The 13,925-nt window shown below is 41.2% G+C and carries 11 protein-coding genes, 2 pseudogenes and 1 riboswitch; of the genes and pseudogenes, 7 read left to right on the top strand and 6 right to left on the bottom strand.

The window, feature by feature from the left end:
* A pseudogene (locus AC5V8P_RS06765) lies at window positions 1-227 on the top strand (IS3 family transposase); the annotation flags it as partial.
* A 76-nt stretch (window positions 228-303) separates the two neighbouring features.
* On the opposite strand, the gene AC5V8P_RS06760 reads toward AC5V8P_RS06765, so the two are convergent.
* Window positions 304-1,011 carry a response regulator gene (locus tag AC5V8P_RS06760; protein ID WP_064795924.1) on the bottom strand — a complete coding sequence of 236 codons (708 nt, stop codon included), beginning with the start codon at window positions 1,009-1,011 and terminating at the stop codon, window positions 304-306.
* Entirely contained in the window at window positions 1,004-3,700 is a 2,697-nt protein-coding gene (locus AC5V8P_RS06755) for a DUF4118 domain-containing protein (RefSeq protein WP_064795923.1), read from the bottom strand. The genes AC5V8P_RS06760 and AC5V8P_RS06755 overlap by 8 nt, the downstream gene beginning before the upstream one ends.
* Window positions 3,701-3,961: 261 nt before the next feature.
* Here AC5V8P_RS06755 and AC5V8P_RS06750 point away from each other — a divergent pair, with 261 nt between their 5' ends.
* The 4 genes from AC5V8P_RS06750 to AC5V8P_RS06735 all read left to right on the top strand — a co-directional run bounded on the left by AC5V8P_RS06750 (window position 3,962) and on the right by AC5V8P_RS06735 (window position 10,297).
* Window positions 3,962-5,581: a spore germination protein gene (locus AC5V8P_RS06750; protein ID WP_064795922.1), complete on the top strand. Its 1,620-nt coding sequence runs from the start codon at window positions 3,962-3,964 to the stop codon at window positions 5,579-5,581.
* 9 nt (window positions 5,582-5,590) lie between these two features.
* The gene (locus tag AC5V8P_RS06745; protein ID WP_064795921.1) at window positions 5,591-6,793 is read left to right on the top strand and encodes a Ger(x)C family spore germination protein; all 1,203 of its coding nucleotides are present in this window, start codon (window positions 5,591-5,593) and stop codon (window positions 6,791-6,793) included.
* A 15-nt stretch (window positions 6,794-6,808) separates the two neighbouring features.
* Window positions 6,809-7,927: a GerAB/ArcD/ProY family transporter gene (locus AC5V8P_RS06740; RefSeq protein WP_231887442.1), complete on the top strand. Its 1,119-nt coding sequence runs from the start codon at window positions 6,809-6,811 to the stop codon at window positions 7,925-7,927.
* Between the two features lie 207 nt (window positions 7,928-8,134).
* Window positions 8,135-10,297, top strand: a complete 2,163-nt coding sequence (locus tag AC5V8P_RS06735; protein WP_064795920.1) for an amidase — start codon at window positions 8,135-8,137, stop codon at window positions 10,295-10,297.
* Between the two features lie 194 nt (window positions 10,298-10,491).
* Here AC5V8P_RS06735 and AC5V8P_RS06730 read toward each other — a convergent pair whose 3' ends face one another.
* The 4 genes from AC5V8P_RS06730 to AC5V8P_RS06715 all read right to left on the bottom strand — a co-directional run bounded on the left by AC5V8P_RS06730 (window position 10,492) and on the right by AC5V8P_RS06715 (window position 12,360).
* Window positions 10,492-10,806, bottom strand: coding sequence for a DMT family transporter (locus tag AC5V8P_RS06730; RefSeq protein WP_064795919.1), 315 nt, complete (start codon window positions 10,804-10,806; stop codon window positions 10,492-10,494).
* A 3-nt stretch (window positions 10,807-10,809) separates the two neighbouring features.
* Window positions 10,810-11,151: a DMT family transporter gene (locus AC5V8P_RS06725; protein ID WP_064795918.1), complete on the bottom strand. Its 342-nt coding sequence runs from the start codon at window positions 11,149-11,151 to the stop codon at window positions 10,810-10,812.
* Window positions 11,152-11,247: 96 nt separating this feature from the next.
* Window positions 11,248-11,346: riboswitch (guanidine-I (ykkC/yxkD leader) on the bottom strand.
* A gap of 8 nt (window positions 11,347-11,354) precedes the next feature.
* Entirely contained in the window at window positions 11,355-11,876 is a 522-nt protein-coding gene (paiA, locus tag AC5V8P_RS06720; RefSeq protein ID WP_064795917.1) for a spermidine/spermine N(1)-acetyltransferase, read from the bottom strand.
* A gap of 31 nt (window positions 11,877-11,907) precedes the next feature.
* Window positions 11,908-12,360 (bottom strand): MarR family winged helix-turn-helix transcriptional regulator, encoded by a 453-nt coding sequence (locus AC5V8P_RS06715; protein WP_064795916.1) that lies wholly within the window; start codon window positions 12,358-12,360, stop codon window positions 11,908-11,910.
* Window positions 12,361-12,474: 114 nt separating this feature from the next.
* Between AC5V8P_RS06715 and AC5V8P_RS06710 the strand changes: the two genes are divergently transcribed.
* On the top strand, window positions 12,475-13,128 hold the full coding sequence (locus tag AC5V8P_RS06710; protein WP_064795915.1) for a YczE/YyaS/YitT family protein: 654 nt from the start codon (window positions 12,475-12,477) through the stop codon (window positions 13,126-13,128).
* 37 nt (window positions 13,129-13,165) lie between these two features.
* Window positions 13,166-13,909 (top strand): annotated as a pseudogene (locus tag AC5V8P_RS06705) (dihydrodipicolinate synthase family protein); the annotation flags it as partial.
* Window positions 13,910-13,925: the final 16 nt, after the last annotated feature.

Below are 13,925 nucleotides of genomic sequence, written 5' to 3'. Positions count from 1 at the left end.
TTAAACCAGTCGATGTCTAGACGAGGAACTGTTGGGATAACGCCCCCCAAGAATCCTTCTTTGGTCATTTTAAGGACGAGACCTCCATCAAACCCTGTGCGACTATGGAAGAGCTAAGACGTGAAATTAATGACTATATGACTTATTATAACCATTACAGATACCAATGGAATTTAAAAAAGATGACCCCTGTTCAATACAGAGATCATCTTTTTCAAGCAGCCTAGCCCTTTTTAAAATGTCCTTTACAGAGGGTACAGTTTAATCAGGGCACGGCCTCTAATTACATTTTGGCATTATTGCCTAAGTATCATCTCCAACCTGAAGCATGCGGTAACCAACTCCGATATGAGTTTGAATAAACTTTGACTGTAATGATGTTTTTTCTATTTTTTTTCTGAGCGTCGCCATAAACACACGCAGGGCAGGAATATCATATGCATGGCTGCCCCAGATTTCATGCAGAATAAAATTATGGGTCAATACTTTGCCTACATGCTTTGCTAGCAGACAAAGCAGTTTATATTCGCTTGGGGTCAGATGAACTTCTTTTTCACCGATCCATACACATCCTGCTGCATAATCAATTTTCAAATTTCCATTAGTAAAGCTGGAAGCATCCTTCAGGATCTTATCGCTGTTAAATCGAATTCTTCGTAAACTGACTCGAAGTCTGGCCAGCAATTCTTCTACACTGAAGGGCTTTGTTAGATAATCGTCTGCTCCGGCATCCAGCGCATCTATTTTATCCCGATCTTCGCTGCGTGCGCTAACCACGATAATAGGCATATTCGTCCATTCACGAAGTTTTTTTATGATATCTACACCGTCCATATCAGGCAACCCCAAATCCAGAATCATGAGATCCGGCTGCCTGGATACTGCTTCCAAAATCGATGCTTCGCCTGTTTCAGTCGTATGGTATTTATAGCCCTGTGTCTCCAGCGTTGTCGTGATCAGCTTACGAATGGGTTTATCATCTTCCACAACAAGAATAAAGGGTTTATTCATGAATATTCACTTCCTCAGCTTGCAGGGTAAAATAAAAAACTGCCCCTTTGGGGACATTGTTATGAACACCAATGGTACCGCCATGGGCATTCACAATTGATTTGCACAGAGAAAGTCCCAATCCTAACCCACGACGTCCGTCCCCATGAATGTTATCCGCCGTATAAAACATATCAAACAGCTTGTCCTTCACTTCTTCTGAAGGAATACCAGGGCCATCATCGGAGATTTCTACAACGACCCTATGTCTCTCACGTCTTGCAGAAATCATGATATGGGAGCCATCTTGGGTATACTTGATTGCATTATCAACCATATTGATTAAAACCTGAATAATAAGCCGGGAGTCCATTCGAGCCATCATCAACTCATCATCCAAATTCGTTTGAATGACATGCTTCACGCTGTTACGATTCACATGAAGTAGAGCCTCCGAAATGATTTCCTCCATTAATTCTGCCTGAAAATTCAGATTTAGATTACCATTTTCGATTCGACTCATGGAGAGTAAATTTTCTACTAAATTGATTAGCCACATGGAATCGTCATATATATCCGAATACAGATCTTTTTTTTGTTCATTGTTTAGTACCTCAGAGTTCCCAAGAAGAATCCCCGCATTGCCCGAGATGCTGGTAAGCGGAGTGCGCAAATCATGAGAAATGGATCGAAGCAGACTAGCACGGAGTTGCTCCTGCTGGATTTGCAAGGAGATCTCTTGTTGCTTTTCATTCAGTCTTTCTTTTTCCAACGCCAGCGCGCATTCTCCCAGCATGGCAAGCATTAGGCTATTTTCAAAAACTTCTAAAGGTTCTTCCTGGTCCATTACAATAGCTGCCACCGCAAGAACCTGATCTCCTCCACGCACCGCATGATATAGGCACTTAGCGCCAAAAAAAGTATCCGTCGTAGCTCCTGCACACTTGTTGTTCTTATACACCCACTCTGCAACCGTACGTTCGTTGTCTCCTATGTAGACCTCTGGATCAAATGCAGATTCTTTCTTTGAAAAAACCTGCGGCGCCAACAGTTCCCCTTGGTGAACAGAATAAAAAATAACCGTTCTATCCAATAACTTCACCATTTGATACGCCATTTCATTAATAATATCCGAAGAATCTTTAGCCTGTTGCAATTTCCGGCTTGTTTCCAGCAGCACCTCGGTACGATAAGCTTTATGTGCGGATTGCCGTGCTTGCTCTCTTATTCGCATGGTCAATGTACTTGTCATAAAAGAAGCAGCCAGCATGACCAGAAAGGTGACGGGATAGCCTGAATCATAAGCCTGTAAAGAATAATAAGGCTCGGTAAAGAAATAATTAAACACAAGTACACTCATAATAGAAGAAATGGCACTATACATTCTGCCCTTGGTCACCATTGCATTTAACAAAACCCCAAGTATGTACACGGTGATAATGTTGGCTTCTCGGAATTCCAAATATTTAAACCACAAGCCAATGATTGTGCATATAGCCAAGATAGCAATCGTCTTGATAGTATTAGCTAGCGACAGATTTGGATATTTTGCGTAATAATTCATTTTTTTATAGAGGGAAGGATCAGTAAAGGGAATAATATAGATCTTAATGTTAGGGAGCAAGGCCGTTAGTTTGTCCATAACATTGGTTTTTACAAGTCCTCTCTCCTTGTAGGGAGAGCGTCCTAGGACAATTTTTGATACATGGCTTGATTTCACGTATTCGGCAATCTGCCCTGGAATATCGTCTCCATACATCGTGGCAATATGTGCACCCATTTGCTCGGCCAGTCTAAGGTTTTCCCTTAACTTCGTTTTATTTTTTGGCGTCAATTCTCTCGCTTCCTGTGTTTCCACAAACAGCGCGGTGAAATGACCATGAAAAGCTGCCGCCATTCTCGCTGCTGTTCGAATCACTTTCTTATTGGAAGCAGCCGCAGACAAACAGACCAGAATATGTTCTTTTGAATCAAATTCATTGGTTTTTGCCTGATCACTGATTTGCACCGCGATTTGGTTTAACTGACTTGCTGTATTACGCAAAGCAATTTCACGGAGAGCGGTCAGCTTCTCCTTGGTAAATATATGAGCTTGTATATTCTCATTCTCACGATAAATCTTTCCCCTATACAAACGTTCTATTAAATCATCCGGTTCAATATCGACTAATTCCACCTGATCAGCACGGTCAAATACACTGTCCGGTATGCGTTCTTCAACGGAAATGCCAGTAATGGAGTATACAATATCCGTTAGGCTTTCGATCTGCTGGATATCTATCGTCGTATATACATGAATTCCTGCGCGAAGAAGCTCCTCCACTTCCTGATATCTTTTTCTGTGGCGGCATCCTGCCGCGTTGGCATGGGCCAAATCGTCCAATAAAATAAGGTCAGGTCTTCTCTGGAGTGCTTGGTCAACATCAAATTCCTTAGTAGAGGATTCTTCACTTGAAATTTCGATGTAAGGAAGAAGTTCAAGTCCTTCCAACAGCGCCGCAGTGTACGGCCGATCAACATGTTCCATATATCCAATCACGATATCCATACCCTCTTTTTGCTCTTCGTGGGCGGCGCTAAGCATCGCACAGGTCTTCCCAACACCTGGCGCATATCCTATAAAAATTTTCAGTCTTCCTCTTCTTTTCCTTACAGGCATGTCAGTATTTCGATCAAGTATGGACCCGGCATCGTTCTGTTGTGCTGCCATCCTGTGCCCACCCTCTATTTATATTCTCTCCACTCCTTAGTATATCACGAGCAAAATCAGTACCGTATTATGAATTTATCTACAGCATTAAGATTCCATTAAGATTCGATCTAAAGTCACTTTCTCTCCTCTCCATTTGCATCAAATCATTCAGTGTTTTCACACAGTCTTTGTTTTTAGGGAACCGACTACCACAAGGGGTATATTTTGGGTATGCGAGGACAAAATATGCTTTATCAGTAAATAAGGGGGAGTGAACTAGTGTTGTCAGATTGGATTAGGGACGTTCTGAAACCTGGAAACAGGCATGAACAGGATACTAAGAAATCCAAGCAGCAAAACTCAGCTGACCCTATCAGTCCATCACTATCCCATACTCTGTCTTTACTCCAATTGAAACTTGGACAAGGTCCTGATTTCGTTATTCGTGATTTTTCCGAAAATCCTGCCCATGTTGGTCATCTCGCAGTATGTTATATCGAGGGATTAATTGATCAAAACTTACTTTCCAATTTAATGGAAGGTTTAATTACGGAAAAAGTCTCTGAATCTGCATCTAACCTTGGAGAAAATAATCCGGTTTCTCTATTAAAGAAGACAATTCCTGCGGGAAATATTCAAATGATTCATTCGCAAAATGAGATGTATCAAGCCATTCTCTCTGGCAATGCTGTCATTGTCACCAACGGAAATACCTTTGCTCTGGCAGTTTCAATCGCAGGCGGAGTAAGACGGGCTATTCAGGAACCCAGTACTCAGACCGTAGTACGAGGTCCTAAAGAAGGATTTACGGAGGATATCTCAACCAATATCACACTGATCAGAAGAAAATTGCGGACACCTGACCTTAAATTTGAAAGTCACGTTATTGGGCGATATACACAAACCAAAGTCATGTTAGCTTACATTGAAAATGTAGCTAATCCAGAAGTAATACAGGAAATGACAAAACGGCTTCAAACCATTGATACAGATAGCATACTGGAAAGTGGCTATATCGAAGAATTCATACAGGATGAACCACTTAGTCTCTTTCCGACTATGCTAAACTCAGAGCGTCCGGATACAGTTGCAGGAAGCCTTTTAGACGGACAAGTAGCTGTTCTGATTGATGGGACGCCATTTGCTCTGATTGCACCTGTAACCTTCTTTAATTTCTTTCAGACGGCCGAAGATTACTACCAGAGATATGACATTTCAACTTTCTTAAGGGCTCTTCGGGTGGTATCTTTTCTAGTCTCATTGTTGCTTCCCTCTCTATTTATAGCCTTAACGACTTTCCAACAAGAAATGATCCCCACCACACTGTTAATTACCCTGATGGCTCAACGGGAAGGAACTCCTTTTCCTGCATTATTGGAAGCTTTAATGATGGAACTGATGTTTGAAGTGATACGTGAAGCAGGTGTGCGAATGCCACGGGTCATCGGGCCAGCCGTTTCCATTGTAGGAGCTCTGGTTATTGGGCAGGCGGCGGTACAAGCTGGACTGGTCTCAGGTGCAATGGTTATCGTTGTTGCCTTCACTGCTATATCGAACTTTGTCATCCCATATTTTGGTATGGCTTCAGCTGTCAGGTTATTGCGTTTTGCACTTATGCTACTGGCGGGGGCTCTGGGTTTATTCGGTATTCTGATCGGAATTATCCCCCTTCTTGTTCATCTTGTATCTCTCAAATCATTTGGAGTTGATTATTTTGTGCCCTATAGCCCCACTTTTAAATCTAATATGAAGGACCTCATCATCAGAGTTCCTTGGTGGGCTATGAAAACCAGACCTAGCGAAAAATCAGGCCATAACCAGACCAGACAGGCAGCTCACCAATACCCTGCTAGTTCGGATGATACTGAAGGTGATCATAAGTCTGATCCCCAAAAATAGGAGAGATCAATGGTGCTCCAATTTAGAGTTAGTTATATTCTGTTTATTGTAGTGTTATTACTTACAGGATGCGTGGATCGTACCGAATTGAATGAATTAGGCATCACAACAGCAACTGGAATTGATGGACACAAAGGTGATTGGACCAATACTTATCAAATCATAATTCCATCAGCCATGACGACTGGCTCAGGTGGTTCTTCCTCCGGGGCATCGCAAAGCGCTGTACATACCTTTTCTACACATGGGAAAACATTGAGAGAGACCGTTACGAAGAGTAGCCTGGAATACCCACGCAAACTGTATTTTGCCCAAAATAATATACTCGTTATTGGAAAAAAAGCGGCAGAACAAGGCATTGAAGAGATTATTGATATTTACCTCCGCAACCTTGATTCACGAGAAACTGTAAAAGTATTCATTGCCAACGGAGAGGCTCGTGATTTTTTGAAAAAGCTTGTACCACCAGAGAAAATTCCTGGTCAAGCTTTAGAAAATATTTTAGAAAAAGATAGCAAATTAGGATCGATTTATCCTGCACTATCCATGTATGAATTTATTTCAAAAATCAGCTCCGATAGTGGTGCAGCCGGTGTTCCAGAAATATCTCTTGAGGGTTCCGAGCCGGAGAAGCTAGATTCTGTTGATGTTTTCAAGGAAACCTCCGCCAAAAATAAACTCAAGTTAACGGGCTTAAGCCTTTTTCAGAAAGACAAGAGAGTTGGCTTCCTAAATGCAAAGGAAAGTATAGGGGTTTCATGGTTAAACAACCAAATTAAAAACACTACGATTAATTATGTGGATGGTAATGTTACGTCCGCTTTCCTCATCCGGAAAGCCAAGGTAAAGGTTACACCAATCAAGAATTCAAATCATTATTACCTCAACGTTGACGTCAAAGCTACCGGGGACCTTCTGTCAGCCTCTTCGCAAAGAGAAATGAAAAATATGCAAAGTATACATCAATTGCAGATGCAAGCAGCAGAAACGATCAAACTGCAAATTCAGGAAGGCTGGAAAGCCTTACAGCAAAAGAATATCGACCTTATTGGTGTTGGAAATAAAATCCATCAAAAGCATCCAAAAGATTGGAAAAAAATAAAAGAGACATGGTCTGAAGAGTTCGCAAACATGGATATAAAAATAGGTGTAAAAATGAAGCTTGCACGTACAGGATTATTCGAAAAATCCTTTAACGAACTACTGGAATGAAATAAACAGGGAGAGGTGAATGAAGCAATGCGTCAAAATACCATCCGAGTATCAGAGCTGATCATTTGTATGTCTTTGTTTGAAATTGGAAGTACAACTTTGTTTCTAATGGGAGCTGAAGCAAAGCAAGATGCTTGGTTAGTCATGTTGACAGGAGCTTTAGCTGGACTACTTCTGTTAAAGCTCCATCTTACTATTCACCATCAAGATCCTGACTTAGATTTGTTCATGTTGTTTCGCCGTTACACTGGAAAATATGTGGGTACACTCATCAACTTACTTTTTGTGATGTATTTTACATATGAGACTTCTCGGAACTTACGCGATTTAGGCGAGGTGACCGTAATGACTTTGCTCCGCCAAACACCCTTGTGGATCATCATCTTGATTACAATCGTGGTTGTATCCAACACAATTCGTTATGGCTACAAAGCCTTATTCTTGTTTTGCTTATTTCTTTTCCCTTTTTTTGTACTTGGCTACGCTTTAATTAGTATATTAATTCCGGCAACCGGTCTCTTTCACCTTGAAAATTCTCTTCCGGTTTTAGAGGAAGGATGGACACCCATATTTAAAGCCGCTTTTCCTGAACTTATTTCTTTTCCATTCGGACAAACTGTGTTATTTCTTGTATTTTATCCGCTTGCATATAAAGGTCGGAATCTCACTAAATCCGTTTTTTTTGCCTATACAATGACCGCACTTGCTCTAACATTTGTTAATCAATTGGAAATTTTTGTTCTCGGACCCAAGATCGCCGCGAATAGTACCCTTCCTCTTTTGGAAGCTGTTCAGTTGATTGAATTAGCAGATGTGTTCGAACGAATGGATGCCCTCTTCACCTTGCTTCTTTTTCTTGGTTTGATTATCAAAATGTCTTTATTTTTTAATGGTGCCGTGATAGGACTTGAAAAAATAACCGGAGTCGGATTTAAAAAATGGATTTTTCCCCTTGCAGCCCTTATTTATGGGCTTTCTTTTCTGTCGCCTAACTATACTCATCACATCTTAATCGGTCGGAAAATTGTACTTAATACTTTGTTTCCTATTTTCCAAATTCTCCTTCCTTTGTTACTATTTGTGGTTATGGTCATCAAAAAAAGAAAACAAGCCAATAAACAGCCCTCTTCATAAAAAGGTTTGCACAATAAACTACGCCACTAAACGCAGACAGAGTCTTCTTTAGTTCTAAAACATACTTCCTCGCTTTCTGCATTACAAAAATTGACATTCTATATGAAAATAAGTAGTATAATTAGAAACATTTATGCGAAAATAGACCTTCTCTCATTCCCCTCTATTAAATTCCTCATCCTACCTAATTCTAAGGAGTGAAATGTTATGCGCGCACGATCACTAAAAGCAAGTACAAGGAATGTACTCGGTGGCTATTACAAATGGATCGCGGCTGGTATGATTTTAATTTTCACAGGATGCTCGTTTGCATCCGCTGCTCCTTCGCCCTCCTCTTCCATTAAAAGTAGTGAACCCACCTCCTCCCTCGTTACATTTCAATTGCAAGAGGCTACGATTGCTCAGATGCAGGATGCGATGAAGTCAGGAGCACTGTCGAGTGTCGAACTCACAGCCATGTACCTTAATAGGGTATATGCCTACGATTCTAGTGGCATTCGGCTGAATTCTATTCCTGTTCTGAACCCTGACGTACTAAAAGAAGCTGCGCAGGCTGATCGACTAAGGGCGCAGGGTGTTAATTCCGGACCTCTGCAAGGCATACCCTACACGGTTAAAGATAGCTACAAGGTTAAGGGGCTGACTGTCGCTGCTGGATCTCCGGCTTTCAAAAACCTGATGGCAAAGGATGATGCATTTACAGTAGAGAAGATACGCAAATCCGGCGGGGTGCTCATTGGTAAAACCAATATGCCGCCAATGGCAGCGGGGGGAATGCAAAGAGGCGTTTATGGTCGTGCTGAAAGTCCGTACAATTCAGATTATTTGGCTGCAGCCTGGTACTCTGGCTCCTCTAACGGATCTGGGGTATCAACAGCCGCCAACCTCGCTGCTTTCGGTATGGGTGAAGAAACAGTGTCTTCTGGAAGATCACCAGCATCCAACAATGGTTTAATTGCCTACACGCCCTCACGAGGGCTAATCTCCATTCGGGGGAATTGGCCGCTCTTCCCTATACGGGATGTCGTTGTCCCACATACGAGGACTGTCGAGGACATGCTCCGTTTGCTTGACGTGATCGTTGTAGAGGATAAGATCACCAAGGGCGATTTCTGGCGAGAACAGAAAGCCGTTCGCCTCCCTTCTGTCAACAGTGTCCGTCCCAATTCCTATCTAGAGTTGCGAGATACTCAAGCTTTGAAAGGCAAACGCATCGGTGTTCCGAAGATCTATATCGGTAAGGACCCAGAAACCACAACTCCGATCAAGTTCAGACCATCAATACAAGCATTATGGGAAAAAGCTGTGAAGGATTTAACTGCTCTGGGAGCTGAGGTTGTGGAAGTTGATTTCCCCTTGCAAGTGAACAGCGAAAAGGACCGACCAACCGCGAAAACACCTGAAGAACGAGGTTTGATGCCAGCAAAGTGGACTGAAAAGGAATTCGGACTGCTTAATCCTTATGCAGCTGAGGAGTTTCTTAAAAGTGTAGGCGATCCGAATTTTCCGTCATGGGCAAATATCGATCCCGCAACCGTCTTTCCGAATCCGCCCGGTTCGGTGGATGCCAAACGTGGCAGAGACCTTGGTCACTATGACGTATTCATTGACACAATCAAGAAAGGCGTGACCCCATACGAACAAATTCCTCAGTTTTATGAAGGGCTGCGGGGGCTTGAGAATGTTCGAAAGATTGATTTTGAAGACTGGATGAAACAAAATAACCTTGATTTTATTGCCTTCCCGGCAAATTCGAATATCGGCAAAGCGGACTCCGATGTGAATGAAACGTCCTATGAGGAAGCGTGGGAGAATGGCAACTATTTCTCCAATACAAATTTCCTTCTACGTGAGTACGGGATCCCAAGTGTGTCTGTGAGTATGGGTGCTATGAAGGATACTGGTATGCCTGTGAATCTGACGATGGCAGGTGCCGCATACAGCGATAATGACCTGCTTCGTTATGCTTATTCCTATGAACAGGCAACCAAAAACCGTCCTATTGCAGCACGTACGCCAGCACTTGAGGATGAAATCTTTTCATATAACCCGCATACTACTCTCCCCCCCTCTATACGAAAGGAAACAGAAGCTCCTGCACTTAAATTGAGTGCTTCAATCAAGGACGATGTTCTTGCTTTAGAAGGTTCAGTCACAGATCAAAGTGGTATCGCGCAGCTTAAAGTTTATGTCAATGGCATTCGTATCGGTATTACAGAAGATAAAGCCAATTGGTCAGCAACACTTTCAACTACTAAATACAAACAGGGCGATGCCTCCCAAGCCGATACGCTGCATATTCTTGTGCTGGCCAAGGATATCTACGGAAATACCTCTGCTCAAGTCAAGTCTGTCACTTTACCCCAATGACGAAGATTCTCCTTAGAGAAGCTATTGCTGAAGCTGGCCTTAGACAAATATTGAGCTTGGCAGGCTATTCGTCCCTATGTTAATGAGTCAGCGTTAAATATAGCAGGTGCATCTCGAGAATTTAATATCCAAATGAGCAAACTCCCTCGCTGCTTTCGTAGTAGAGGGAGTTTGTCTTTCGTCGAGGTCACTATTCAGCTGACCAGTTTTAGACCAATCGCTGAGCCAAGTACCATCATAATGAACAAAATTCTGGCAGTATTACGCGGTTCACCATATAAGACCATACCCAATATGGCCCCACCCGAAGCTCCAATCCCGGTCCAGACAGCATAGGCTGTTCCCATGGGTAGTGATTTCATAGCCAAGTTTAGAAAGAAAAAGCTTAATCCAAAGCCTCCTAGCAAGTAGATCATGGACAGGAAATTCCGGTCTTTATGGAGCTTATTAATCATGAGGACTCCAATCATTTCAAATACACCTGCCAAAATTAGAAATACCCAGTTCATACGTTAGTGTACCTCCTTTTCTTGTTTCTTCTCTTTGCTCTGGATTTTGAGTCCTACAACTCCCAGCAAAAGCAGCCCAATCAGCATTAATTTAGAGACCTGTACCTCAGCACCAAACAACAATATTTCTGCCAATACAGTTCCGGCTGTTCCCAAACCGACAAACACTGCATATACGGTTCCAACCGAAAGGGTGCGGGAAGCCATAATCATGAGTATGAAACTTACAAAAATAGCAACTAAAGTCCCTCCCCACTCTAACCATCCACTGGCATGTTTCAGGCCGATAACCCATGCAACTTCAAATAATGCTGCAATTACAACCGATGACCATGTCTTGTTCATTCTGTACTTCCTCCTTTTTGATCACGCTGCAAATGTAATATGGTTCTAAAAGCAGCAATTGAAAAAAGCCTGAGACCATACTGCATACAGCAGTTTTTCTCCCAGGCTTTTATCCCTCCGTGACACAGTACAACGACTGTGAGTTTTCTCTCGGACCAGCCGATATGACATCGCGGAACCCTAGAAAACATTGTTGAATTCAATTATAGTATTATTGTTTTGGTCATTATAAAATCAATTTGTTCTTCATCACCCATATAAAAAGAGTGTGCACCCGTTTGAACAAACCCCATTTTCTCATAAAATGCAATGGCCTTTTCATTTTTTTCCCATACACCGAGCCAGACCTTCTTTTTATGATGTCCCAGCGCAATTTCTATTGCTTTATTTATCAGATATTTACCAAGTCCATGTTTTTGAAATTTGTTTTTTATATATATCCTCTCAACTTCGAGTGACTCATCACTCATTTTTTCGGATTGGGCATCATTTATATTTATCTTTAAGTATCCAGCACGTTCTGTATTAAAATAGATGAAAAAGAATTCCGAAAAGACATTAGACAATTCCTTCTCTAGCTGTTTCAAGTTAAATGCTTTTTCCAGATAGACTTGCATATTTTCAGGTGAATTTTGATCTTTAAAAGTATCGTTGAATGTTTCGATGCTTATTTCTTGAAGTATTTGTATATCTGCATGGCTGCATTTGATCATTTGCACATTCATTATAAATATATCGCTCCTTCATATAGATCCGTTAATAATTTCTTTTGTTCCCTTTTTTCACAAATTCCCATTCATCACTTATATTTTTTCTTACTCTTTGCAGAAGAATAAAAATGGTGTTTACTTCACTTTCCGAAAAGCCCGCTAATGCAACATTGTCCGAATAATCATGTTCTCTTTTTATAAAAGGATAAACATTGTTCCCTTTTTCTGTTGGAAAGAGTTTATTAATTTTTTTGTTATGCTGATCCTCTTTCTTTTCAATAAATCCGTTGATGACGAGTTTATTAATAGCACGAGATGCGGTTGTTCGATCTACTTTTATCATCTCAGCTAACTTTTCTTGAATAATTCCTGGGTTTTCACATATTCGTACCAGGTATAAATACTGTCCTTTTGTAAGGTCATATTCCTTGAATTCAATATTACTTATAGAGTCTAATGCCCTTGCTATCATTCCAATTTCACGAAGTACTTCTTTCATAATGAACTCCTTTGCCCCCATTTTGTTGCAAATGCAATAAACATGATATATATTAAACCTACCCTAATTTTGTTGCATTTGCAATAATAAATTATGAAAAAGAGGTCGAGTAAAGTGAAATATGTGTTTTTTGTAACAGGAATCTTCATATTATCCCTTGGTATTTCTTTCACTATACAATCAGACCTTGGGACATCGCCTTTTGATGCGCTTTTGGTAGGGCTTTCCACAAATGTGGGGCTTACTGTAGGAAGTTGGGAAATCATAACAGCATTAATATTGATCTGTTGCAATTCACTTCTAAAAAGACATAGACCAGATTTTTTGGGATTATTAACAGCATTTGTAACGGGGATTGCTATTGATATGTGGCTTTTTTTATTGCGGGATTTAATAATACCTGAATTATGGTACAGCAAAGTTGCTTGTTTTGGAATGGGTTTGGTAGTTGTGGGGTTAGGAACTGCAACGTATTTACAAACAAACTTTGCGCCCATTCCAGTTGATCGATTAACCATAATCATACAGGAATTAACTAGAACAAATCTATTTTTTTCGAGAACACTCATTTACCTCATATTCTTGATTATCGCGTTAATTTTAAATGGACCCGTTGGTATTGGAACTTTGTTAACTGTTTGTCTGGGAGGGCTAATGCTCAATTTTTTTATGCCACTTACTAGAAAGGCATTAGACCGCATATTAATACACTCTGGTACATCACCAAATCATGATAAAGATAAAAAGCATACAACGAACCTGAGCTAATGGCTAGTTTCTCTAAAAAATTGGTACAGTTATTTGTCTCTTAATTGCTGTCCATTCAGCTGAGGGAATTCTCGTAATGACAAGTATTAGTGCGATTCGTACTTTAGATGTACTTCGATTAGCGGAAGATGCACAGAGAGCAGGAGCAAGTGCAGTACTGCTAGCCCCTATTTCCTATTTAAGCACTAACGAATGAAGAAGTATTTTCACTCTATGAACAGGCAACAAACTCACTCTCCATCCCACTTTGTGTCTATGACAATCCAGGGATCTCCCATTTTCATTTCAGTGATGAATTAACGGCCGAATCGCTGAGTTACCTCATGTTCGTTCTATTAAGATTCCTGGAGTACCTAACGATCCCGAAGCAGCCAAGACACGCATTAAAAAATTACGTGAGTTCATTCCTCCCCATGTAACTATAGGAGTAAGTGGGGATTCATTTGCAGTTACTGGCTTAAATGCAGGTTGTGAAGCATGGTACTCCGTTCTCAGTGGTTTGTTCCCAAAGACGTGCCTAAAAATGACACGGTTAGCCCAGGCGGGTCTTGCTGACGAGGCAGAACAGCCCTCTACACTGCTTCAACCTATTTGGTCGTTATTTCATCAATATGGCAGCTTGCGTGTTGTTTCAGCAGCAGCCGAGATAAATGGCTTGATCTCAAGTCCTTTACAACCATTGAATCCATCAGCTAGAGAACACTTGCAACTCATACTAAAGGATATTCAGGAAATGCATCTAAATTCCGCTCTTTCACCTGAAGGTGCTGGTTTAACTTAGGATTGTCTTCTTGTTG

Source organism: Paenibacillus sp. N119s (genome assembly GCF_059447605.1).
Note: the sequence above shows the minus strand (reverse complement) of the source record. Positions and strands in the feature narration are given on the sequence as shown.

Coding starts and splice junctions, on each gene's coding strand:
- AC5V8P_RS06760 (WP_064795924.1), bottom strand. CDS start 1,011: ATGAATAAACCCTTTATTCTTGTTGTGGAAGATGATAAACCCATTCGT.
- AC5V8P_RS06755 (WP_064795923.1), bottom strand. CDS start 3,700: ATGGCAGCACAACAGAACGATGCCGGGTCCATACTTGATCGAAATACT.
- AC5V8P_RS06745 (WP_064795921.1), top strand. CDS start 5,591: ATGGTGCTCCAATTTAGAGTTAGTTATATTCTGTTTATTGTAGTGTTA.
- AC5V8P_RS06735 (WP_064795920.1), top strand. CDS start 8,135: ATGCGCGCACGATCACTAAAAGCAAGTACAAGGAATGTACTCGGTGGC.
- AC5V8P_RS06730 (WP_064795919.1), bottom strand. CDS start 10,806: ATGAACTGGGTATTTCTAATTTTGGCAGGTGTATTTGAAATGATTGGA.
- AC5V8P_RS06725 (WP_064795918.1), bottom strand. CDS start 11,151: ATGAACAAGACATGGTCATCGGTTGTAATTGCAGCATTATTTGAAGTT.
- paiA (WP_064795917.1), bottom strand. CDS start 11,876: ATGAATGTGCAAATGATCAAATGCAGCCATGCAGATATACAAATACTT.
- AC5V8P_RS06715 (WP_064795916.1), bottom strand. CDS start 12,360: ATGAAAGAAGTACTTCGTGAAATTGGAATGATAGCAAGGGCATTAGAC.